Here is a 22,160-nt window from a genome sequence, read left to right on the forward strand (position 1 = left end):
GCAAAAGGAGCCCCGCATGGATTGCCCGGTCACCGTTCGTCCCACCGTTATCGTTATCTCCGACTCGCTCGGCGATACCGCTTGTGAGGTGGTGCTTGCGGCGTCCGGGCAATTTGATGAAGGGGCTTTTCGCGTTTTACGTCTGCCCAAGGTGACTTCCGTGGAGCAGGTCAAGTCGTTTGTGGGTCCGCGCGTCGATGCCGATCATCGCGATATTGCCGTGTTCCACACCATTGTCGATCCGGCGCTTCGCGCCCGTGCACTCGATTACCTGGGCATGCTGCATATCCGTTCGGTCGACCTGATCGGCCCGACGCTCGCCGTGCTGTCGTCGCTCATCGGTGTGCCGCCCAAGGGCGTTGCGGGCGTGATTCACAAGACCGATGACCGTTATTTCCATCGTATCGAGGCCATGGAGTATTTCGTTGAGCACGATGACGGGCGCGGCTGCGACGATCTGTCGGGTGCCGATATCGTGCTGCTGGGCGTATCGCGCACGTCCAAGACGCCGCTGTCGATGTATTTGGCCTATCAGGGCTACAAGGTCGCCAATGTCCCACTGGCGCATGGCATGGAGCCGCCCAAGTCGATTTACGAGGTCGACCCGATGCGCCTGTTCGGCCTGATTTCGACCGTCGATGTGATTTCCGAAATTCGCGATAGCCGCTTGGGCGATGACTACGCTCGTGCCGTTGCCGGCTCCTATGCCGAGCCCGAGAGCGTGCACAGCGAGCTCGAGGAAGCTCGCGCCCTCATGAAGCGTCTAGGCTGCTTTGTGGTGCGTACCGACGGCAAGGCCATCGAGGAAAGCGCCTCCGAGATCATTAGCCACTTGGAGGAAATCCAAGAAGTCCGTGCCCGCCGCGCCGCCCGTCGAGCCCAGCAAAAGTAGCTAATTTGGGACGGGGTTTTTAGCTACCCCGGCTGAAGTCGCGACCATTTTGGTCGATTGCCTGCGGGGGCAGCTAAATAAGCCCGTCCCAAATTAGCTACTTATGGTAAAGCGATTTAGCAAGAAACTAGCATTTGACCTGCAAGTTTGCTGCATTGGTATCTTCATAAGGTAACCACCTTTACCTACCGTTTACCGCCATATTTACCACGTTTACCAACCCCCGCGTCCTCTGCGCAAGCCCGCTCAATGCCCGCCGTATAGTACCCTCACGGCCCGCATCCGGCGGGTCGATTCGTTACCACGGTCGTGCGCGAGAGCGCATGGAAGGGGAAGTATCGTGAGCGATTGCAAGAGGGTTTACCGTTTTGGAACCGACGCCCAGGGCACCTGTGTCACCGAGGGCGACAAGTCCATGAACTTCGTGCTTGGCGGCAAGGGCGCAAACCTTGCCGAGATGAGCCGCATCGGCCTGCCGGTTCCCGGTGGTTTTACCATTACCTGCCAGACCTGTGTCGAGTACTCCGGTGCCGGCAACGTCTGGCCCGAAGGCGCGCTCGATGAGATCGTTGCCGCCGAGGCGGACCTCGAGGCCCGCTGCGGCAAGAAGCTCGGTGACGCCTCCGATCCGCTGCTCGTGTCGGTTCGCTCGGGCGCTCCGTTTTCCATGCCCGGCATGATGGACACGGTCCTCAACTTGGGTCTCAACGACGACTCCGTTCAGGGTCTCATTGCCCAGACGCAAAACCCGCGCTTTGCTTGGGATAGCTACCGCCGCTTTATCCAGATGTTTTCCAACGTCGTCATGGGCGTTGACGCCGACCTGTTCGAGAACGCCCTGACCCAGGCCCGTCTGGTCGCCGGCGTTCGCGTCGATTCCGAGCTTTCGGCCGAGGACCTGCAGGAACTTGTCGAGACCTTTAAGGGCATCTTCTCCGAGAACGTCGATGCCGCCCTGTATCCCGAGCTCGAGGTCGCCGATGGCAAGCCCGTCTTCCCGCACGACCCGGAGCTTCAGCTACGCCTTGCCATCCAGGCCGTCTTTGGCAGCTGGATGAATGAGCGCGCCTGCATCTACCGCAAGCAGCATGGCATTTCCGACGAACTCGGCACCGCCGTCAACGTGCAGGCCATGGCCTTTGGCAACAAGGGCGAGACATCTGCGACCGGCGTTGCCTTCACGCGCAATCCGGCCGACGGCACCAAGGAGTTCTACGGTGACTTTTTGGTTAATGCCCAAGGCGAGAACGTCGTCGCCGGTATCCGCAACACCGAGCCCATCGCCGACCTCAAGACCACCCCGGGCCTTGAGTCCGCGGGCGAGGAGCTCGAGCGCGTCTTCCTGACGCTCGAGGATCACTATCGCGACATGTGCGACATTGAGTTCACCATCGAGCAGGGCAAGCTCTGGATGCTCCAGACCCGCGTGGGCAAGCGAACTGCCACCGCCGCCCTGCGCATCGCCATCGAGATGGTCGAGGAGGGTCTGATCACCCGCGATGAGGCTGTGAGCCGCATCGATCCCGCGCAGCTCGACCAGCTCCTGCACCCACAGTTCGACGCCTCCAAGAAGTACGAGGCTCTCGCCAGCGGTCTTAATGCCAGCCCCGGGGCCGCCGTGGGCGAGGTCGTGTTCTCGAGCGACGACGCCGTCGCGCGCGCCAACGAGGGCCACAAGGTCATTCTGGTTCGTTGGGAGACCAACCCCGACGACCTGAAGGGCATGGTCGCCGCCGAGGGCATTCTGACCAGCCACGGTGGCAAGACGAGCCATGCCGCCGTTATCGCCCGCGGCATGGGTACGCCCTGCGTCTGCGGCGTTGAGCGCTTCCATATCGACGCCGCCGAGAAGGTCGTGCGCATCGAGGGCAGTGACCGCGTGCTGCACGAGGGCGACGTCATCTCCATCGACGGTACCCAGGGTATCGTCGTCGACGGCGCCGTTGATCTGGTCTCGGCCGAGCTCACCGGCGATCTGGGCACTATCCTGTCCTGGGCCGACGAGATTCGTCTGGACGAGACCGGCGGCCACGCCAACCATGTGCGCGTCAACGCCGACAACCCCGAGGATGCCACGCTCGCACTCGAGTTTGGCGCCGAGGCCATCGGCCTGTGCCGCACCGAGCACATGTTCCTGGGCGACCGCAAGAACATCATCCAGAGCTTTATCCTGTCTGACGATGAGGCCGTGAAGCAGCAGGCCCTGGCCGACCTGCTCAAGGTTCAGACCGAGGACTTCCTGGCGATGTTCAAGACCATGTCCGGTCGCGATGTGGTCGTCCGCCTGCTCGATCCGCCGCTTCATGAGTTCCTGGATAATCCTCGCGAGCTCGAGGTCGCCATCACCAAGAAGGAAGCCGCTGGCGCCAGCGAGGAAGAGCTTGCCGTCCTGCGCGCCCGCCTGCGTCGTATCGACGGCATGGTTGAGTCCAACCCGATGCTCGGCCTGCGCGGCGTGCGCCTGTCCGTCGTCTTTGGCGATCTGCCGCTCATGCAGGTCCGCGCTGTGGCCACGGCTGCTGCCCGCCTTATCAAGGAAGGCGTCGACCCGCGCCCCGAGATCATGGTTCCGCTCGTTTCCATCACGGCCGAGCATGTCCAGACCCGCGAGGTTATCGAGCGCGTGATCGCAGAGGTTTCCGACGAAGAGGGCGTCGAGCTCAACATTCCCGTGGGCACGATGCTCGAGCTGCCACGCGCGTGCATGGTCGCTGACGAGATCGCCCATCACGCCGACTTCTTTTGCTTTGGCACCAACGACCTTACCCAGACGACCTTCGGCTTCTCTCGCGACGATGCCGAGGCCAAGTTCATCCCGCTGTACATGCACAAGAAGATCTTAAAGGACAACCCCTTCGAGACCATCGATACGGCAGTACTCGAGCTGGTGCGCATGGCTGTCGAGAAGGGCCGCGCCACCAACCCCGACATGCACTTTGGCGTGTGCGGTGAGCACGGCGGCGATCCCAAGTCCATCAAGGGCCTGTTTAACGTGGCCGACGTGGACTATGTGTCCTGTTCGCCCTACCGCGTGCCCCTCGCACGCCTGGCTGCCGCTCAGGCCAAGCTCGAGGCTAAGCGTTCCGCCTAACGTTTTGGGTTTAGACGCCTAGCGTAGCCCCCTTCATGCCGCCCGTCTCATTCGTGAGACGGGCGGTTATCATGTTCGGGTTTTGTCTTTTTGTCTGCGTAAAAAATTGTTCTTGCAGCAGAAACCCGCGCGTGTATACTCGAATACGTTTGTTCAACTACGTGCCGGCCAAGGTGGTACGGCACCTCTAGAAGAGTAAGGAATTGCACATGGATTACATCCGCGCAATCGAGCGTCAGCAGATCCGCGAGGACATTCCTCAGGTTCGCGTCGCCGACAACGTTAAGGTTCACTACCGCATTAAGGAAGGCGACCGCGAGCGTATCCAGGTCTTCCAGGGCGACGTCATCCGCATGGCCGGCGCCGGTGCCCGCGAGACCTTCACCGTCCGCAAGATGTCCTTCGGTGTCGGTGTTGAGCGTACCTTCCCGCTTCACAGCCCCAAGATCGCCAAGCTCGAGGTCGTTCGTCATGGTCGCGTCCGTCGCGCCAAGCTGTACTACCTCCGCGACAAGGTGGGTAAGGCTGCTCGCATCCCCGAGAAGCGCTAAGAAGATCGCAGCGTCTGTCCACTCGTTTGGACACAAGGGTCACCTTCGGGTGGCCCTTCTTTTTATCTGATTTGCATGCAAGGAGGGCCTGGTATGGCCAATATGACGAGCTCGGTTTCGGCATCGCAGGTTGCCGGAGAGCTGGCGAGCGCAACGTTTGAGGAGATCCCCGCCCTCGTGGAGCATTATCGCGAGGACCCGCGCCAGCAGGTGATCAAGGCTTGCGAGCGTGCTCTTAAGCGCCATGCCAAGGAACTTGCCGAGCGCGAGCGCGTCAATGATATGTACGAGCTTATGCATGAGCTTGGCGGCGATGGGGTGGTCGTTGGTGTCGACGAGGTGGGTCGCGGATCGGTGGCCGGTCCTTTGACGGTATGCGCCGTTTGTCTTCCTATGGAGCCGCGCGTCTGGGGTATCAACGATTCCAAAAAGCTCACGCCCGCGCGCCGCGAGTTGCTCTCAGTGAAGATTGCCGAGGTGGCGACGGCAATCGGTTTTTGCCATATCGCGCCTGCGGATATCGATGATATGGGCATGGCCCGCGCCATCCGCGCTGCCGTCGCGGGCGCCGTGGCCGATACGGGGCTCGAGCCCGATTGCGTGCTTATGGACGGTAACCCCTTGGGCGCCGTTCCCAACGAGCGCGACGTGGTGAAGGGCGATGCCAAAATCGCCTGCATCGCCGCGGCGTCCATCATGGCCAAGGTGACACGTGACGAGATGATGGTCGAGTACGATGCCGAGTATCCCGAGTACCATCTGGCCGAATCGAAGGGCTATGCGAGCCCCGAGCACATCGAGGCCATTCGCAAACATGGTCTTTCTCCGCTGCATCGTGTGAGCTTTTGCGGAAACTTTCTGCAGACTGAGCGCCTTTTCTAGGTCAATTGTGGAGACAGGGACCTCTGGCGTTTTATAAACCTGCTGGTAGCGGGCCGTATGCAACACCATTGCTGCGTACGGCCCGTTTTTTGACAGCATTTGGTCAGCTTTTGGTTTGCTTCCGGTACTTACCCGCATGAAAGGTGCCCTCATCATCGGGGCACTGCAGCGTGCGGGAAAGGAGACCCCATGAGTGCCGCAAGCAAAAAGAGCAAGACACAGCAGCTCAAGGAGCGTTGGGAAAACGGCGAGCTCGACTCCGGGGCGATGACGCCCGAGTTTATCAAGGGACTCAGTCCCCGCGAACTGGGTATGCTGGGCGAGCTGATCACCATCGACTACTTTAACGAGCGCGGCTACACCTTGCTGGAGCAGGGTTATCGTTGCACCGAGGGCGAGGCCGACCTGGTGTTGCTCGATGAGCTCGACGATGTCGTGGTGATGGCCGAGGTCAAGACCAGACGTGTCGCACTGGATTGCAACACGCGGGTCTTTCCCGAGGAGGCCGTGGACGCCCAAAAGCAACGCCGCTACCGCCGCATCGCAAGTTGCTATCTCATGGAGCATTATCCGCTCAAGGCGATTCGCTTTGATGCCGTGGGTGTCACCATTCGCGACGGGCATATCGCCGAGATCGAGCACCAGTACAACGCGTTCGATTGGCAGGTGTCGTGATGGCGTTCGAGACGTTTGCCGTTCACGCGGCCTGCATCCGCGGCGTCGAGGCGATTCCCGTCACGGTCGAGGTCTCGCTTGCTGGCGGCGTTCCGGGCATCCAGATGCTCGGCATTCCGAGTATGGAGGTGATGGAGTCACGTGGTCGTATTCGCTGTGCGATGCGCTCCGCCGGGTTCGAGATCCCGCGCTCGGGCATTACGGTCAATCTGGCGCCCGGCGATATTCGCAAGACCGGTAGCGGCTTTGATCTGCCCATCGCCATCGCGGTTCTAGCGGCCGATGGTCAGATTCCCCGCGACAACCTCGATCGTTGTCTTATCGCCGGCGAGCTCGGCTTGGACGGCACGGTGCTTCCTGTCAAGGGCGAGGTGGCGTTTCAGCTGCTGGCTCGCGACATGGGGCTGTCTTTTATCGCCGGCAGGTCCGACCAGCATGTGCCGCTTGCTGGCGTTGACTGCGGATTTATCGATCATTTGTCTCAGCTTGCTCATGGTATGGGCGATGCCGCGCGGCACTACCTGGATTCTGAGGGCGTCGAGGCGACCTTTGAGCCTGAGCTCGACTATGCTGACGTACTGGGGCAGGAAGTCGCTAAACGCGGCATGGCGCTTGCGGCGGCAGGAGAACTCGGCTTGCTCATGATCGGCTCGCCCGGTTCGGGCAAGACGATGCTCGCACGCCGTATGACCGGCATCCTGCCCGAGCTTTCCGTTGAGGATCAGCAGGAGGCACTGTGCATCCATTCGGTCTTGGGCGAGAACATCGATGGACTGCTTGCGGGGCATCGGCCGTTTCGAAGCCCCCATCACAGCATTTCGACAGCGGGCCTCATCGGCGGCGGACGTCCAGTACATCCGGGCGAAATTAGCCTGGCTCATGGCGGCGTGCTCTTTTTGGACGAGCTTGCCGAGTTTCCCACTGGCGTGCTGCAGACGCTGCGTCAGCCCATCGAGCGCGGCTACGTGAGGATCGTACGCGTCGACGGGGCTTTTACCTTCCCGTCGCGCTTTCAGCTGCTGGCTGCGAGCAATCCCTGCCCCTGCGGCTTTTTGGGCGATCGCGAGGTGCCGTGTCGCTGTTCGGCGGCGATGGTCGAGCGCTATCGGTCTAAACTGCGCGGTCCTTTGGCCGACCGTATCGACATGATGATCGATGTGACCCGTCCCGACCCCCAAGTGATTATCGAGGGTGCGGAGGGTATGTCGTCGGCTGAGTTACGTGACTACGTTGTGCGCGGTCGCGCCTTTCGCGCTTGGCGCGAATCCCGTATGGACGATGCGGATGCCGAGGCCGAGGATGACGAGACGCGGTCCATTGACGGCGTCGTTTCGACCTTTGAGCTCGATGATGCGGCGGAGAAGTGTGTGCTCGGCCTGTCGAAGCGCACGCATCTCACAGGGCGTGGCATCGTGCGCCTTGTTCGCATTGCGCGCACGATCGCAGATGTCGCCGAGAGCGAGCAGGTGACGCAGGACCACGTGCTCGAGGCGGCGATGTACCAGGGAAGGAGGGACCAATGATAGTTGAGGGGACCTTCGAGCTGCATCCAGGTGACGCGTTGTATCCCGAGACCGTTTTGGAGCTTTCTGATGTACCTCAGACGCTCTATGTGCGCGGCAACCCCGAGGCGCTTTCGACGCCCGCGCTCTCCATCATCGGTGCGCGAAAGGCCTCGCCGTATGGTCTTGCCGTGGCAGAGCTTGCGGCGAAGGTGGCGGTTGAGGCGGGAGTGACGGTAGTTTCGGGCGGTGCGGTCGGTTGTGACCAGGCCTCGGGTTGGGCTGCGGTCAACGCCGGCGGCATACACGTTGTGGTGCTGGGGACGGGCGCCGACGTGGTCTACCCGCGTTCGAGCGCGGGGCTGATTACGCGCACGCTTGATACGGGTGGCGCGGTCGTGTCGATCTCTCCGTGGGGCATGGGTCCGCGCAAGTTCGCCTTTCCGCGCCGCAATCGCGTAATCGCGGCCCTGTCGCAAGCCCTCTTTGTATCCGAGGCGGGTATGCCTTCTGGGACGTTTTCCACAGCCGAGGCTGCTATGGATTTGGGGCGCGAACTTCTTGCCGTGCCGGGGTCGATCCTATCGCCCGAGTCGCGTGGCACGAATTACCTCATTGCGAACGGTGCCTGCTGCATCGTCGACGAGGAATCTATTGAGATGGCTATCTCACGCATCTACGGAACCCTGCGCTACTCGCGCCCCGATGCTCCCGGCATTGCCGACCTGGATCCAACGCAGCAGACCGTGATGCATGCGCTCATCGCCTCTCCGCTCAAGGTCGACGACATCGCGGCGCTCGTCTCGCTCGATGCTGTCGGCGTACTCAAACTCTTGGGTTCGCTTGAACTCGAGGGTCTTATCGAGCGCATGATGGATGGAAGGTATGCGCCCTCCAAGTTTGCCCTTCACGCCCAGACACCCTTCGGTCACAATGGAAAACGTGTCAATTAGAAAGGTGTTTGCAGATGCAGTTCGATCAGGTGACAGTTATCGGTGGCGGTCTGGCGGGTTCGGAGTGCGCGATCCAGCTGGCAGATCGCGGTTTTGCCGTAAAGCTGTGCGAGATGCGCCCCCAGGTGAGCTCCCCGGCTCACCATACCGATCACCTGGCAGAGCTCGTCTGCTCGAATTCGTTTAAGTCGACCCGTCCGGATTCCGCGGCTGGTTTGCTGAAGGCCGAGCTTGAGCGCATGGGTTCAGTCCTGCTCGATTGCGCCCATCGCGCGGCTGTTCCCGCCGGCGGTGCCCTGGCGGTCGACCGCGTCAAGTTTTCCGAGCTTGTCGAGGCCGAGGTTGCCGCTCGTCCCAATATCGAGGTCGTGCACGGCGAGGTCACGCAGATTCCCGAGGGTCACGTGGTCATTGCCGCGGGCCCGCTGTGTTCACCGGCGCTGAGCGAAGAGGTTATGAAGCTCGTCGGTGGCGATGCCCTGGCATTCTTTGATGCGGCGGCGCCGATCGTCGATGCCTCCACGCTCGATATGGACGTGCTGTTCTCGCAGTCGCGCTACGAGGAGCAGGGGGGCGGCGACTATCTCAACGCTCCGCTCAATAAGGAGGAGTACGAGGCCTTTATCGAGGCGCTTACCACGGCCGACCGCGTGGTGCTCAAAGACTTTGAGGGCGGCGATCTGTTCCAGGCTTGCCAGCCTGCCGAGGAAGTTGCGCGCACCGGCAAGGACGCCATTCGCTTTGGCGCCATGAAGCCCGTCGGCCTCACCGACCCACGTACCGGACGTCGCCCCTGGGCGGCGATTCAGCTGCGTGCCGAGAACAAGGAGAAGACCGCCTATAACCTGGTGGGCTTCCAGACCAACTTGACCTTTGGCGAGCAGAAGCGCGTCTTCCATATGGTGCCGGGCCTGGAGAACGCTGAGTTCTTCCGCTACGGTGTCATGCACCGCAATACCTTTGTCGACGCCCCGCATGTGCTCGATGGCACCTTTGCCGTGCCCGGTACCGGTGTGCGCCTGGCCGGTCAGATCACCGGCACCGAGGGGTACATGGAAGCCGTGGCGACAGGTCTGCTCGCGGCGCTCAACACCTATGCCGAGGCTATCGGTGCCGCGGGCGTCGAGTTGCCGCGTGTGGGCGCCCTGGGTGCGCTCGTGGGCTATGCGACCGATCCTGCCACCGTGGGCTATCAGCCCATGCATGTCAACTTTGGCCTGGTGCCGCCACTCGAGGATGGTAAGCGCCGCAGCAAGCGCGACCGCTACCAGGCCTATGCGGACCGTGCGCTCGAGGCCCTCGATGCCTACTTGGCCACGCGTTCCGACTTGTTTGGAGGCGACCGGTCATAGCCTTTGACCTGTACGACACCGTCGACTCGTTTATCGCCTATATCGCACGTGTTGAGGGACTTTCTCCCAACACGGTGACGGCCTATGGCTCGAGGCTAGAGCGCTTTGCTGTCTGGTGCGAGCGCGAGAATATTGATGCTTTCGCTGCCGACGTGCGCACCATTCGTCGCTATCTTGCCGAGCTTTCGCGTGAGCAGGTGGCTCCCCGAACGCTTGCGGCGCACCTGTCGGCTATTCGATCTCTCTATCGCTGGATGGCTGCCGAGGGGATTGTCGAGGGCGATGCGGTCTCGGCGATCGCATCGCCCAAGCTGCCACGTGACCTGCCGGGCGTCCTTACGACCCAGCAGGTTGAGGCGCTGCTCAAGACGCCTGATACCTCGACGCCCGCGGGACTGCGCGATGCGGCGATGCTTGAGTTGCTCTATGCCTCCGGCGCGCGAATCTCGGAGCTCGCGGCGCTCAACGTGGAGTCTATTGGTTGGTCCGAGCGAACGCTGCGACTTTGGGGCAAGGGGAGCAAGGAGCGTATCGTCCCTCTGTATCGTCGCGCACTCGAGGCGACGCGTCTCTATATTGAGGAGGGGAGGCCGGAGTTGCTCGCTCAGGCAAAGCGCCGTGACCCCGCTACCGGGCCGCATCCGCTGCTTATATCGGCGCGCGGCAATCGCATGAGCGCCGCGATGCTCAGGCGGCGGTTCCATACGCTGGCGACGCTCGCCGGCATTCCGGCCGACATCGCCCCGCATGCGATGCGCCATACCTTTGCGACCGACTTGCTCGAGGGCGGTGCGGACCTGCGCTCGGTTCAAGAGCTGTTAGGTCATGCGAGCCTGTCCACGACGCAGATCTACACGCATCTCACACCCGATCGGCTTAAGCGGGCTGTGGCTCAAGCCCATCCCCGCGGCGAATAGTGGCTGGGACGTCCCGCGTCGCACTCAGGTGTGTGGTTTTGATTGCGGGTTGGCAGGAAGAGGCATTCCTGCTATCATTCATCGGGTTGCTTCACGGCAACATGTTTTTATCACGCACGCGCGGCTACTTCATACCGTGGTGCCCGGGCTTTGGTAGCACATGTCCGGGTTGGTTTTGGAGGATGACCCCGCGCGGAGGCAAACCACAGGAGGTTTAACATGGCTACCAAGATTAATATCCGCACCCTGCTCGAGGCCGGCTGCCACTTCGGTCATCAGACCCGTCGCTGGAACCCCAAGATGAAGCCGTTCATCTTCGGTGAGCGCAACGGCATCTATATCCTTGACCTCAAGCAGACCATCCTCGACGCCGACCAGGCCTACACCTTCGTCAAGAACGTCGCCAAGGGTGGCAACGTGCTGTTCGTCGGCACCAAGAAGCAGGCTCAGGAGGCCGTCAAGAACGCTGCTGAGCGCGCCAACATGCCTTACATCAACCAGCGTTGGCTCGGCGGTATGCTGACCAACTTCGTCACCATCCGCTCCCGCATCAACCGCATGGAGGAGCTCGAGGCCATGGTCGAGGACGGCCGCATGGCAGTGCTCCCCAAGAAGGAGCAGGCTGTGCTCGGCAAGGAGCTCACTAAGCTCCAGACTAACCTCGGTGGCGCCCGCGACATGAAGGGTCTGCCCCAGGCTCTCTTCGTCATCGACACCAAGCGCGAGGAGAACGCCATCAAGGAGGCCCAGCGCCTGAACATCCCCGTCGTCGCCCTGATCGACACCAACTCCGATCCCGACGAGGTCGAGTACGGCATCCCCTGCAACGATGACGCTATCTCCGCTGTCACCCTTATGTGCGAGCTCATGGCTGACGCCTGCCTCGCTGGCTCCGGCAAGGAGCAGGTCTCCGAGGCCGAGATGGCCGCTGAGCCCAAGGCCGAGTAAATCAGTCTTAGTTAATTCTTTTTCATCTCTTTGAAAGGAACCACAATGGCCCAGATTACCGCCGCTATGGTCAAGCAGCTCCGCGAGATGACCGACTCCCCGATGATGGAGTGCAAGAAGGCTCTCGTCGAGGCTGACGGCGACATGGACGCCGCTGTCGACGTTCTGCGTAAGAACGGCCTTGCCAAGGCTGCCAAGAAGGCTGGCCGTGAGACCAACGAGGGCGCTGTCGCCGCGTTCGTCTCCGAGGATGGCAAGACCGGCGCTCTACTCGAGCTCTCCTGCGAGACCGACTTCGTTGGCTCTAACGCCAAGTTCACCGGCTTTGCTTCTAAGGTCGCTGAGGTTGTCGCTACCACCGAGCCTGCTGACGTCGACGCTCTGCTCGAGAAGCCGATGGGCGAGGAGACCGTTTCCTCCGAGCTCACCGAGATGATTCACATCATGGGCGAGAACATGAAGATCTCCCGCTTCGCTGCCCGCAAGGCTGAGAACGGCGCGCTCGCTTCTTACATCCACATGGGTGGTAAGATCGGCGTCCTCGTCGAGTTCGCCTTCGAGAAGGCTGAGACCGCTCAGGCTGAATCCTTCAAGACCTTCGCTCACGACGTTGCCCTTCAGGTTGCCGCCGTCGCCCCGATCTGCGCTACCCGCGATCAGGTTCCGGCCGAGACCGTCGAGCACGAGAAGCAGATCTACATGGCTCAGGCTGCCGAGTCCGGTAAGCCCGAGGCTATCCAGGAGAAGATGGCTGTCGGCCGTCTGGAGAAGTTCTACAAGCAGTCCGTGCTCACCGAGCAGGAGTTCATTAAGGACAGCTCCCTCACCATCAAGAAGTACGCTGAGCAGGTCTCCAAGGAGCTCGGCGACACCATTACCGTCGTTGCCTTTGACCGTCTGGTCCGTGGCGAGTAAATAAGCTCTTGTAGCTGGTAATGAGCAGGCTGTGGGTTTTACTCACAGCCTGCTTTTTCATGGCTCTTCTTAGAGCCTTTGATAGAATGTTGAGAGTTCAATCTAAAGGAGGATCGCTTTGTCCGACATCCGATATAAACGCGTGCTTCTTAAGCTTTCCGGCGAAGCGCTGATGGGCGACGGCCAATATGGCATCGACCCCAAGGTTACCGACCATCTTGCTAAGCAGGTCAAGGAGCTGCTCGCCGTTGGCCATGAGGTCGGCGTCGTTGTCGGCGGCGGCAATATTTTCCGCGGCATGGCAGGCGCTGCCGGTGGCATGGAGCGTGCTCAGGCCGACTACATGGGCATGCTGGCAACCGTTATGAACGCGCTCGCCCTGCAGGATGCCTTCGAGCATAACGATGTTCCCTGCCGCGTGATGAGCGCTATCCAGATGAACGAGATCTGCGAGCCCTATATTCGCCGTCGCGCCATCAACCATCTTTCCAAGGGCAACGTCGTTATTTTTGCCGCCGGTTCGGGCAATCCGTACTTTACGACCGACACCGCCGCGGCTCTTCGTGCGTGCGAGATCGGCGCCGAGATTCTGATTAAAGCCACCAAGGTTGACGGCATCTACGATAAGGATCCCGTCAAGTGCGCCGACGCCGTCCGTTTTGACAAGATTACCTATCACGAGGTTCTCGTCCGCGGTCTGCAGGTTATGGATTCCACGGCTACGGCACTGTGCCAGGACAACCGTATGCCGATTTTGGTCCTCAACATCGATGGCGAGGACACCGTCAAGCGCGCGCTTTCGGGTGAGCCCGTCGGCACGCTCGTCTATCAGGAGGATTAAGCATGGCAGAGAACATCACCGCCCATATGGACAAGTCGCTCGAGTCCCTCAAGCATAACTTCTCCAAGGTCCGTACCGGCCGCGCCAATGCCAACATTCTGTCCGACATCACCGTCGATTATTACGGTGTTCCCACGCCGGTCACGCAGGTTGCCGCCGTCAAGACCCCCGAGGCCCACATGCTGCTCATCGAGCCGTGGGACAAGGCGCTCATCAACGCTATCGTCAAGGCCATCGGCGCTTCCGATCTGGGTATTACCCCCAACTCCGATGGCACCGTCGTTCGTCTGCCGTTCCCGGCTCCCACCGAGGAGCGCCGTCGCGAGCTCGTCAAGGAGTGCCGCGAGTACGCCGAGCAGGCCAAGGTGTCTATCCGTAACATCCGTCGCGACTTCAACAACAAGCTCGAGCGCGATGAGGAGCTCACCGAGGACGATGTCCGTCGCGAGCAGGCTAAGGTCCAGAAGCACACCGATGAGTATGTCGCCAAGGTCGAGGAGCTTCTGAAGGAAAAAGAAGCCGAGGTCATGGAGATCTAAGGTGCAATACGACGAGCATAAACTGGTCGAGTACTTTGCCGACGCCCCTGCGGGCGTCGGTTTTTCCGACCTTGACCTCAATAACATTCCGCACCATATCTCGTGCATCATGGACGGCAACGGTCGTTGGGCCACGTCGCGCGGTCTTGCACGCACCGAGGGCCACAAGGCGGGTATCGTCTCGCTGCGCGAGATCATTACCGCCTGCGTGCGCCTGGGCGTCGACGTGCTTTCGGCCTATGCGTTTTCTACCGAAAACTGGAACCGCCCGCAGCATGAGGTCAACGTCTTGATGCATCTGTTTGCCAAGACGTTTATCGACGAGCTGCCGCTTCTGAAGCGCGAAAACGTGCGCGTTGTCTTTTTGGGTGACATTTCCGCGCTGCCCAAGAAGACCCGCGACGTTTTTGAACGCGGTCTTGCCGAGTGCGCCGATCACACCGGTATGACGCTGGCGCTTGCCGTCAACTACGGCGCGCGTGCCGAGATTACCCGCGCTGTCCGTCAGATTGCGCTCGATGCCGTCGCCGGCAAGATCGATCCTGCCGCTATCGACGATGATATGGTTGCCTCGCACCTCTATACCGCCGGTCTTCCCGATCCTGAGCTTGTGATTCGCACCTCTGGTGAGCTGCGCCTTTCGAACTATCTGCTGTGGCAGGTGGCTTATTCCGAGTTCTACGTCACCGATACCTATTGGCCCGACTTTGATCGTTGGGGCCTTGTCGACGCCATTTTGGCCTATCAGGTCCGTGACCGTAGGTTTGGTGGACTGAGCAAGACCGAGGAGGCTTAATCGTGTCCGATCGTCCCAAGGCATCTGCTCCCAAGACGCCTGCGCGCAAAGCTGCCACTGCGGGAGCGCCTGCAGCGAAGAGCGGCACCGGTTCGTGGCTGGCGGGCTTTATTACCCGTGCCGCCGCCGGTATCGTCTACGCCGTTGTCTTTATCCTGTGCTTGGTTTTGGGTATTGTGCCCACGGCCATCTTTGTTTCTGTCATGAGCGGTCTGTGCTGCTATGAGTTTTTCCGTATGACGAGGCTCGATGGCAAGATGGCTAACGAGCGCATGGGTATCGCTGCCGCCGTACTCTTTCCGCTGTCGGCGTTGGGCGATTCGATGTTGCTGAATGCCCTGCTTTTTGCCCTGATGCTCGCTGTGGGCATTTGGTATGTCTGGTCGCCGCGTACCCGCATCTCTGATGTGGCCGTGACGCTCATGGGTCCCATCTACACTGGCTTTATGCTGTCGGCTATCGTGCTGCTGCGCGATGCCGTGCCCGGTTTTGCCGGCGCCCTGCTTTCGGTGGGCGTTTGTGCGTCCCTTTGGGTCTCCGATTCGTTTGCCTACATCGTGGGCAGCCGTATCGGTAAACACAAGATGGTTCCCAAGATTTCTCCCAAAAAGAGCTGGGAGGGGTTTGTCGGCGGCATCCTGGGCTCGGTTTTGATTTGGCTCATCCTGTGGGCGACGCATTTCTACAAGCTCAGCCTGCCCTATGCGCTGCTGTGCGGCGTGGTCGTGTCCGTCCTGGGCGTTATCGGCGACCTTATCGAGTCGCGCATCAAGCGCGGTGTGGGCGTCAAGGATTCCGGCAACCTTATCCCGGGCCACGGCGGCATGCTCGATCGTAGCGATTCGCTTATCTTTGGCTGCATTACCGCGCAGCTGCTTTTGATGATCGGAGGCGTGCTGTAATGTCCTTCCAGACGACGTATGGCCCCGATGGACGTCTCCGTGTTGCCATCCTGGGTTGTACGGGCTCTATCGGCACCCAGGCGCTCGATGTGTGCCGCCAGCATGCCGATCGCCTGCAGGTGACGGCGCTGTCCGTTAACTCCAGTACCTCCGAGCTCGTTGCCGCTGCCCGCGAGTTCTCGGTTCCGGCGGTTGCCGTGGCCGATGTCGCTCATGGCGATGACGCCGTGCTGCAGGAGTTGCCCGAGGGAACGAAGCTCGGCGTTGGCGCGCAGGCGGTTTGCGAGCTCGCGCGTCGCGACGATGTCGACTGCGTGCTCGTCGCTATTGTGGGCGCCGCCGGTCTCGAGGCGAGCCATGCGGCCTTGACCTCGAATAAGCGTCTTGCCCTTGCCAACAAGGAGTCCCTCGTCGTCGGCGGCGACTTGCTTATGCCGTTGGCGCAACCGGGCCAGCTTATTCCAGTCGACTCTGAGCACTCCGCCATCTACCAGTGCTATCTGGGGGAGAACCCGCGCGAGGCTCATTGTATTTGGCTCACCTGCTCGGGCGGTCCGTTCTTTGGCCGCACGCGCGACGAGCTAGATCGCGTGACGCGTGCCGATGCCCTCGCACATCCCACGTGGGCCATGGGTGCCAAGATCACCATCGACTCCGCCACCCTCATGAACAAGGGCCTGGAGCGCATTGAGGCCATGCATCTGTTTAACTGCGACCTCGATTTCATTAACGTGGTCGTGCAGTGTCAGTCCAAGATTCACTCTATGGTCGAGTTTGCCGACGGCTCCGTGATGGCGCATCTCGGTGCTTCCGACATGCGTATTCCCATCCAGTTCGCGTTCTCGTATCCCGAGCGTTGGGATACCCCGGCGCCTCGTATCGATTTCCGCGAGCTGGGGCAGCTCACGTTTGATGCTGCCGACATGGATACCTTCCGCTGTCTGGCACTGGCCGAACGTGCCGGCAAGACGGGTGGCACCATGCCGTGCGTGCTCAATGCCGCCAACGAGGTCGCCGTCGATGCCTTCCTGCACGATGGCTGCAGCTTTACCGATATCGATCGCATTGTGGAATCCTGCATGGATGCCCACGATATGCAGGCGGTCGATTCGTTTGAGCAGCTTCGCGACATCGATGCGTGGGCGCGTGAAAAGGCTGCGCAGGTGCTCGCCGCAACCCGTTCCTAACCCATAAGGATTGCTTTTTCGTTTTATGGATACTGTTCTGAGCGTTCTCTCATCGGTCTTTTGGGGCCTGCTGATGCTTTCCGTCCTCGTGTTTTTGCACGAGGGCGGCCACTTTTTGGCGGCGCGTGCCTGCGGCGTCCGTGTGACCGAGTTCTTTTTGGGCCTGCCGTGCCGCTTTGACATCCATTACACGTCGCGTCGCATTGGAACCAAGTTTGGCGTGACCCCGCTGCTGCTGGGTGGCTACGCTGCCATCTGCGGTATGGATCCGACCGATGTCTCCTGCGCCGATCGCGTGCTCGCGGCTATCTATCGTCATGGTCGCGTGACCGTGGCCGACCTTGCTGTCGAGCTCGAGCTATCCGAGGAGGTTGTGCTCGAGGCATGCGCCTTGCTCTTGGGTTGGGGCTCTATCGCGCCTTGGTATGAGGAAGGGGAGAAGCCCTCGCCGAGCTACTATCCCACCAAGTATCAGACGCTGCCGCGAGACGCGGCGGGTTACACCACCTTTGACGGCCGCCGGTTCGATCGAGAGCATGCGACTACCGAGGGCGATGTGTGGGAGCTGCCGTGCGGCGAAGCCGAGTTCCTTGCGCAAGAGCGTTCGCATACCTATCTGGGCCAGGGTTTTCTCAAGCGCGCCTTTATGCTGCTCGCGGGCATTCTCGTCAATATCCTGACGGGCTTTTTGCTGCTTATGAGCATCTACTCTATTGCGGGTGTCACCGTGCCGATGGATACCAACGTGATCGGTCAGGTTGACGAGGGGTCTATTGCCGCCAAGGCGGGTATCGAGGGCGGCGACGCGATACTTTCGGTTGACGGAGTATCGTGCTCTACCTGGATGGACGTTTACGATGCCATCGGCAAGGCCGCCGGTAAGGACGATATCGCCATTGAGTATGAGCGCGACGGCAAGCAGCATTCGACCTCGGTTGCGCTCAAAGAGGACGAGCGCCTAGGTGTGTATGCCTCTACGCAGGTGGTCCGTTTAGACCCCATCACGTCGGCTCGCCTTTCGTTCTCCTATGTCGTGCAGACAGCGGAGGGCGTGATGCGCCTGCTCCAGCCGCAGCATACGATGGAGATTCTCGATCAGTCTTCTTCGATCGTGGGCATTAGCGTTATGTCCTCACAGGCTGCTGCTGCCGGCCCTGCCACGTTCCTTTCGTTTGCCGCCCTCATTTCGTTCTCGCTTGGCTTTATGAACCTGCTGCCCATCCCACCACTCGATGGCGGCAAGCTGGTCATCGAGATCATTCAAAAGTTTGCTGGCCGCGAGCTTCCGCTCAAGGTCCAGACGATTGTGAGCTATGTGGGCATCGCGCTCTTTGCGCTGCTGTTTGTCTATATGCTTCGTTCCGACGTCCTTCGATTTATCCTGTAGGGGAGTGTTTGGATTGTCTTTATCCCATCCTTTGCCTCGCGAGTTGACGCGCCCCGTGCATGTGGGCGGTGTGCAGATCGGTGGCGGCGCGCCGGTGGTGGTCCAATCCATGACCTGCACCGATACCGCTGACGCCCAGGCAACGCTTGCGCAAGTGTGCGCGTTGGCGCAGGCTGGCTGCGATATCGTGCGTGTGAGCGTGCCCACCGAGGCCGCGCTTGAGGGTTTCTGCACCATCTGTGCCGAGTCTCCGGTGCCGATCGTCGCCGATATTCACTTTAACCATAAGCTCGCCATCGGCGCCGTCGAGGCTGGTGCCGCCAAGCTTCGCATCAATCCCGGCAATATCGGCGATTGGGCTAAGGTCGATGCCGTGATCGATGCCGCGGGCGCCGCTGGGTGCGCGATTCGTATCGGCGTCAATGCCGGTTCGCTCGAGCAGGATATCGCCGAGCGCGACGACCTCACGCAGCCCGAAAAGCTCGTGATGTCGAGCGAGCGCTTCGTCAAGCACTTTGAGGACCGCGGTTTTACGAACATTGTGCTTTCGGCCAAGGCCCATAGCGTGCAAACGACGCTTGATACCTATCGAGCCCTGTCGCGTGAGATTCCCCACGTTCCGCTTCACCTGGGCGTGACGGAGGCGGGGACCAAGCTCCAGGGCACCATCAAGAGCTCTGTAGGCTTGGGTATCTTGCTTTCCGAAGGCATTGGCGACACCATGCGTGTGTCGCTCACAGCCGATCCGGTTGAGGAGCCGCCGGTTGCCTGGGGTATTCTGCAGTCGTTGGGCCTGCGTCGCCGTGGCCCCGAGATTGTCTCGTGCCCCACATGCGCCCGCTGCCAGGTTAACCTTATTCCCATTGCCGAGGAGGTTACCGAGCGGCTTAAGAACTACTCCGCGCCGCTTTCGATCGCTGTGATGGGATGTGCCGTTAATGGCCCCGGCGAGGCATCTGATGCCGATCTGGGCGTTGCTTGCGGACGTGGTCAGGCCTTGCTCTTTTCGCATGGCCAGATCATTGGTAAAGTAGCTGAGGACCAAATTGTCGACGCGCTTATGGCCGAGGTCGACAAGCTTATTGAGGAGAAATAAATGACCCGAGCAATGTATATGTCTAAGCTTTATGCGCCGACGCTTAAAGAGGATCCGGCGGACGCTGAGCTCGCCAGCCACCGTCTGCTGCTCCGTGCCGGCATGATCCGTAAGGAGGCCGCCGGTCTATATTCCTACCTGCCGCTTGCTTGGCGCTCGATTCGCAAGATCGAGAACATCGTGCGCGACGAGATGGACGCCGCCGGCGCCCAGGAGCTTATGATGCCTATCATGGTCGATGCCGAGTTGTGGCGTGAGTCCGGCCGCATCGACGCCTATGGCAAGGAGCTTGTGCGCTTTGACGACCGTCACGGTCGCGAGTTCGTCCTGGGCCCCACGCACGAGGAGACCGTCACGGCCCTGGTGCGCAATGAGCTGCGCTCCTACAAGCAGCTACCCGTTAACCTCTACCACATCCAGGATAAGTTCCGCGACGAGTTCCGCCCCCGCTTTGGCCTGATGCGCGGTCGCGAGTTCATCATGAAGGACGCCTACAGCTTCTCCGCCACGCAGGAGAGCCTGCAGGAGGAGTATGACAAGATGAAGCAGGCCTACGCTAACATCTGCGAGCGCTGCTATATCAAGGCCCTGCCCGTTGTTGCCGACTCCGGTGAGATCGGTGGCGATACTTCCGTCGAGTACATGGCTTTGGCCGAGGCTGGCGAGGCTTCGCTCGTCTACTGCGACGATTGCGGCTTCGCTGCCGATGACGAGGCCGCAAGCACCAAGGTTGTTGTGACCGAGGGTCCTGGCGACGGTACACTCACCAAGGTCGAGACTCCGGGCATGGGCACCATCGAGGCCGTCGCCAAGTTCTTCGGTTTCCCCGAGAATGGCACGCGCAAGTCGCTGGCACTCATCGACGCCGAGGGCAAGCCGGTCGTGGCCATTGTTCCGGGCGATCACGAGCTCAACGATTGCAAGGCCGAGCACGTCTTTGGCAAGGGTTATCGCATGATGACCGACGAGGAGCTTCAGGCGAACGGCCTGCACAAGGGCTTTATCGGACCGGTTAACCTGCCCGATGGCATTCGTCTGGTCTGCGACGAGAGCCTGCGCGAGTCCAAACAGTGGGCCTGCGGTGCCAACGAGGTCGATTATCACTTTACCGGTGCCTGCCCCGAGCGCGACTTTACCGTCGATGAGTGGGCCGATCTGGTCACCGTTGTCGCCGGCGACCCCTGCCCGCACTGCGGCAAGCCGCTCTCCGCTGCCCGCGGCATCGAGGTCTCTCAGGTCTTCCAGCTGGGCACCAAGTACTCCGAGGCCATGGGTGCCACCTTTATGGATGAGGACGGCAAGGAGAAGCCGCTCATCATGGGTTGCTACGGCGTGGGCGTGTCCCGCTCGCTTGCTGCCGTCGTGGAGCAGCACAACGACGAGCACGGTATCGTCTGGCCGGTCTCCGTTGCCCCGTACGAGGTCGCGGTGATTCCGCTTGATCCCAAGAAGGAAGAGTGCGCTACCGTCTGCGAGCAGATTGTTGATGGCCTGTGTGCCGAGGGTATCGAGGTCGTCGTCGACGATCGCGATGAGCGTCCGGGCTTTAAGTTTGCCGATAACGACCTCATGGGCTTCCCGTATCAGGTGGTTCTGGGCAAGCGCGGCCTTAAGAATGGCACCGTTGAGCTCAAGGACCGTGCTACGGGCGAGCGCGAGGACGTGGCGATCGACGAGGTCGTTGCCAAGGTTGCCGAGCTTGTTAAGGCAGCCCGCCGTTAATCGACGATTTCGCTTGTAGTTCGATATGTGGGACGGCCCCGCATATCTCCAATCGGGGAGATGCGGGGCTGTCCTATTATCTTGTAGCATCCTCGATATCTAAAAGGAAAACCCCACAGCCCATGCGAGCTGCGGGGTTTTCCATTGTGCCTCCGATGCGAAATAAATCGCTCAGATATTACTGATAATCGACGACGTCGATCCAGTTCTTCAGGAACTCATCGTTCACGTTGCGCTTACGAGCGAGCTCGGAAGCGGCGACGATGCTCGTCCACTGACGCACGACCTGCATGGGCATGTCGGCACGGTCGCAGTAGAGCTCCAGGTAGGCCTCGGCCTGGTCCTTGCTGTTGAGGGCAAAGAGCAGGTAGGTGGTGGCAACGTCGGCAGCAGGGGAGCCCTGGGTGGCGTGTGCCCAGTCGCACACATAGAGCTGGCCGTCGTCGCCGACGATGACGTTGGAGGGGTTGAAGTCGCCGTGGCAGACCTTGAACTCCTTGGTCATGCCGTCCAGACGCTCCTGAAGGTTGTAGCGCGTGGTGGCATTGAGCTGATCAAGGCTGTCGATCATGCGGGCGAACTTGTCGCGCTGACGGTTGAGCAGCGGGGAGGTGTAGCCGTGGATCTCGATCTGGAGGTCGACGAACATCTCGAGGTACTCACCAAAGCGCTGGGGCTCGGCAGTCATCTTCTCGGCAAGGGTGGTGCCCGGAACCTTCTCGGTCACGAGCGCCCAGCCGTTGGCGTTCTCGAGCTGGGAAACCTCGAGAGCCTTGGGGCTGCGGATGCCGCACTCATTGATGCGGGCAAGATTCAAAGCCTCGTTGAACACGTCGGAGACAGGCTTGGTCTCGTTAAAGACCTTGACGATCTTGTCGCCCAGGTCGTAAACGACCTTGTTGCCACGGCGGACGAGCTCGGTCTTGGAATCGGGTAGCAGCATGGTTGCATCCTTTCAACGATGCGATAGAAGCGACGGCGGGGGTGTGTGAAACACCCGTGCACCCCCGCC

Annotated in this window: 20 protein-coding genes; 19 read left to right on the forward strand and 1 reads right to left on the reverse strand. The window is 60.8% G+C overall.

Features of this window, described 5'->3' with window-relative positions:
* Positions 1-16 precede the first annotated feature (16 nt).
* The 19 genes from I2F59_RS02125 to I2F59_RS02215 all read left to right on the forward strand — a co-directional run bounded on the left by I2F59_RS02125 (position 17) and on the right by I2F59_RS02215 (position 21,148).
* The gene (locus I2F59_RS02125) at positions 17-892 is read left to right on the forward strand and encodes a pyruvate, water dikinase regulatory protein (protein WP_195503113.1); all 876 of its coding nucleotides are present in this window, start codon (positions 17-19) and stop codon (positions 890-892) included.
* Positions 893-1,232: 340 nt separating this feature from the next.
* Positions 1,233-3,983, forward strand: coding sequence for a pyruvate, phosphate dikinase (gene ppdK / locus I2F59_RS02130; protein ID WP_271755754.1), 2,751 nt, complete (start codon positions 1,233-1,235; stop codon positions 3,981-3,983).
* A gap of 209 nt (positions 3,984-4,192) precedes the next feature.
* Positions 4,193-4,534, forward strand: a complete 342-nt coding sequence (gene rplS / locus I2F59_RS02135; protein WP_006236098.1) for a 50S ribosomal protein L19 — start codon at positions 4,193-4,195, stop codon at positions 4,532-4,534.
* Positions 4,535-4,627: 93 nt separating this feature from the next.
* A complete protein-coding gene (locus tag I2F59_RS02140; RefSeq protein WP_195503114.1) occupies positions 4,628-5,416 on the forward strand; it encodes a ribonuclease HII in 789 nt (262 codons plus the stop codon).
* Positions 5,417-5,605: 189 nt separating this feature from the next.
* Positions 5,606-6,091, forward strand: coding sequence for a YraN family protein (locus I2F59_RS02145; RefSeq protein ID WP_195503115.1), 486 nt, complete (start codon positions 5,606-5,608; stop codon positions 6,089-6,091).
* Entirely contained in the window at positions 6,091-7,614 is a 1,524-nt protein-coding gene (locus tag I2F59_RS02150) for a YifB family Mg chelatase-like AAA ATPase (RefSeq protein WP_006236101.1), read from the forward strand. Before I2F59_RS02145 ends, I2F59_RS02150 begins: the two co-directional genes overlap by 1 nt.
* The gene (locus I2F59_RS02155) at positions 7,611-8,546 is read left to right on the forward strand and encodes a DNA-processing protein DprA (RefSeq protein ID WP_195503116.1); all 936 of its coding nucleotides are present in this window, start codon (positions 7,611-7,613) and stop codon (positions 8,544-8,546) included. The genes I2F59_RS02150 and I2F59_RS02155 overlap by 4 nt, the downstream gene beginning before the upstream one ends.
* Before the next feature lie 14 nt (positions 8,547-8,560).
* Complete coding sequence (trmFO, locus tag I2F59_RS02160) at positions 8,561-9,898, forward strand: methylenetetrahydrofolate--tRNA-(uracil(54)-C(5))-methyltransferase (FADH(2)-oxidizing) TrmFO (RefSeq protein WP_152068232.1); 1,338 nt, start codon at positions 8,561-8,563, stop codon at positions 9,896-9,898.
* An 8-nt stretch (positions 9,899-9,906) separates the two neighbouring features.
* On the forward strand, positions 9,907-10,815 hold the full coding sequence (locus tag I2F59_RS02165) for a tyrosine recombinase XerC (RefSeq protein WP_229065285.1): 909 nt from the start codon (positions 9,907-9,909) through the stop codon (positions 10,813-10,815).
* Positions 10,816-11,034: 219 nt separating this feature from the next.
* A complete protein-coding gene (gene rpsB, locus I2F59_RS02170; RefSeq protein WP_006236109.1) occupies positions 11,035-11,763 on the forward strand; it encodes a 30S ribosomal protein S2 in 729 nt (242 codons plus the stop codon).
* 45 nt (positions 11,764-11,808) lie between these two features.
* Positions 11,809-12,678 carry a translation elongation factor Ts gene (gene tsf / locus I2F59_RS02175; protein WP_022094736.1) on the forward strand — a complete coding sequence of 290 codons (870 nt, stop codon included), beginning with the start codon at positions 11,809-11,811 and terminating at the stop codon, positions 12,676-12,678.
* 118 nt (positions 12,679-12,796) lie between these two features.
* A complete protein-coding gene (gene pyrH, locus I2F59_RS02180) occupies positions 12,797-13,519 on the forward strand; it encodes a UMP kinase (protein ID WP_035138557.1) in 723 nt (240 codons plus the stop codon).
* Between the two features lie 2 nt (positions 13,520-13,521).
* On the forward strand, positions 13,522-14,058 hold the full coding sequence (gene frr / locus I2F59_RS02185; RefSeq protein WP_006236112.1) for a ribosome recycling factor: 537 nt from the start codon (positions 13,522-13,524) through the stop codon (positions 14,056-14,058).
* A 1-nt stretch (position 14,059) separates the two neighbouring features.
* Positions 14,060-14,854 carry an isoprenyl transferase gene (locus I2F59_RS02190; protein WP_195503117.1) on the forward strand — a complete coding sequence of 265 codons (795 nt, stop codon included), beginning with the start codon at positions 14,060-14,062 and terminating at the stop codon, positions 14,852-14,854.
* A 2-nt stretch (positions 14,855-14,856) separates the two neighbouring features.
* Positions 14,857-15,756 (forward strand): phosphatidate cytidylyltransferase, encoded by a 900-nt coding sequence (locus tag I2F59_RS02195; protein ID WP_271755755.1) that lies wholly within the window; start codon positions 14,857-14,859, stop codon positions 15,754-15,756.
* The gene (dxr, locus tag I2F59_RS02200; protein WP_161144692.1) at positions 15,756-16,943 is read left to right on the forward strand and encodes a 1-deoxy-D-xylulose-5-phosphate reductoisomerase; all 1,188 of its coding nucleotides are present in this window, start codon (positions 15,756-15,758) and stop codon (positions 16,941-16,943) included. The genes I2F59_RS02195 and dxr overlap by 1 nt, the downstream gene beginning before the upstream one ends.
* Before the next feature lie 25 nt (positions 16,944-16,968).
* A complete protein-coding gene (locus tag I2F59_RS02205; RefSeq protein ID WP_161144693.1) occupies positions 16,969-18,330 on the forward strand; it encodes a M50 family metallopeptidase in 1,362 nt (453 codons plus the stop codon).
* Positions 18,331-18,343: 13 nt separating this feature from the next.
* Positions 18,344-19,426 (forward strand): flavodoxin-dependent (E)-4-hydroxy-3-methylbut-2-enyl-diphosphate synthase, encoded by a 1,083-nt coding sequence (gene ispG / locus I2F59_RS02210; protein ID WP_161144694.1) that lies wholly within the window; start codon positions 18,344-18,346, stop codon positions 19,424-19,426.
* On the forward strand, positions 19,427-21,148 hold the full coding sequence (locus I2F59_RS02215; RefSeq protein WP_229065282.1) for a proline--tRNA ligase: 1,722 nt from the start codon (positions 19,427-19,429) through the stop codon (positions 21,146-21,148). It begins immediately after the preceding gene.
* Positions 21,149-21,326: 178 nt separating this feature from the next.
* On the opposite strand, the gene I2F59_RS02220 is transcribed toward I2F59_RS02215, so the two are convergent.
* Complete coding sequence (locus tag I2F59_RS02220; protein WP_006236119.1) at positions 21,327-22,091, reverse strand: aminoglycoside phosphotransferase family protein; 765 nt, start codon at positions 22,089-22,091, stop codon at positions 21,327-21,329.
* Between the last annotated feature and the right edge of the window lie 69 nt (positions 22,092-22,160).

This window comes from Collinsella aerofaciens, from assembly GCF_015556945.1.
Classification (GTDB): domain Bacteria; phylum Actinomycetota; class Coriobacteriia; order Coriobacteriales; family Coriobacteriaceae; genus Collinsella; species Collinsella aerofaciens_AO.

Bases quoted from the DNA above. Each gene is read 5' to 3' on its own strand.
- I2F59_RS02155 (WP_195503116.1), top strand. From the start codon at position 7,611: ATGATAGTTGAGGGGACCTTCGAGCTGCATCCAGGTGACGCGTTGTAT.
- frr (WP_006236112.1), top strand. From the start codon at position 13,522: ATGGCAGAGAACATCACCGCCCATATGGACAAGTCGCTCGAGTCCCTC.
- rplS (WP_006236098.1), top strand. From the start codon at position 4,193: ATGGATTACATCCGCGCAATCGAGCGTCAGCAGATCCGCGAGGACATT.
- I2F59_RS02140 (WP_195503114.1), top strand. From the start codon at position 4,628: ATGGCCAATATGACGAGCTCGGTTTCGGCATCGCAGGTTGCCGGAGAG.
- I2F59_RS02125 (WP_195503113.1), top strand. From the start codon at position 17: ATGGATTGCCCGGTCACCGTTCGTCCCACCGTTATCGTTATCTCCGAC.
- I2F59_RS02205 (WP_161144693.1), top strand. From the start codon at position 16,969: ATGGATACTGTTCTGAGCGTTCTCTCATCGGTCTTTTGGGGCCTGCTG.
- I2F59_RS02215 (WP_229065282.1), top strand. From the start codon at position 19,427: ATGACCCGAGCAATGTATATGTCTAAGCTTTATGCGCCGACGCTTAAA.
- I2F59_RS02150 (WP_006236101.1), top strand. From the start codon at position 6,091: ATGGCGTTCGAGACGTTTGCCGTTCACGCGGCCTGCATCCGCGGCGTC.
- I2F59_RS02145 (WP_195503115.1), top strand. From the start codon at position 5,606: ATGAGTGCCGCAAGCAAAAAGAGCAAGACACAGCAGCTCAAGGAGCGT.
- tsf (WP_022094736.1), top strand. From the start codon at position 11,809: ATGGCCCAGATTACCGCCGCTATGGTCAAGCAGCTCCGCGAGATGACC.
- dxr (WP_161144692.1), top strand. From the start codon at position 15,756: ATGTCCTTCCAGACGACGTATGGCCCCGATGGACGTCTCCGTGTTGCC.
- I2F59_RS02220 (WP_006236119.1), bottom strand. From the start codon at position 22,091: ATGCTGCTACCCGATTCCAAGACCGAGCTCGTCCGCCGTGGCAACAAG.
- rpsB (WP_006236109.1), top strand. From the start codon at position 11,035: ATGGCTACCAAGATTAATATCCGCACCCTGCTCGAGGCCGGCTGCCAC.
- trmFO (WP_152068232.1), top strand. From the start codon at position 8,561: ATGCAGTTCGATCAGGTGACAGTTATCGGTGGCGGTCTGGCGGGTTCG.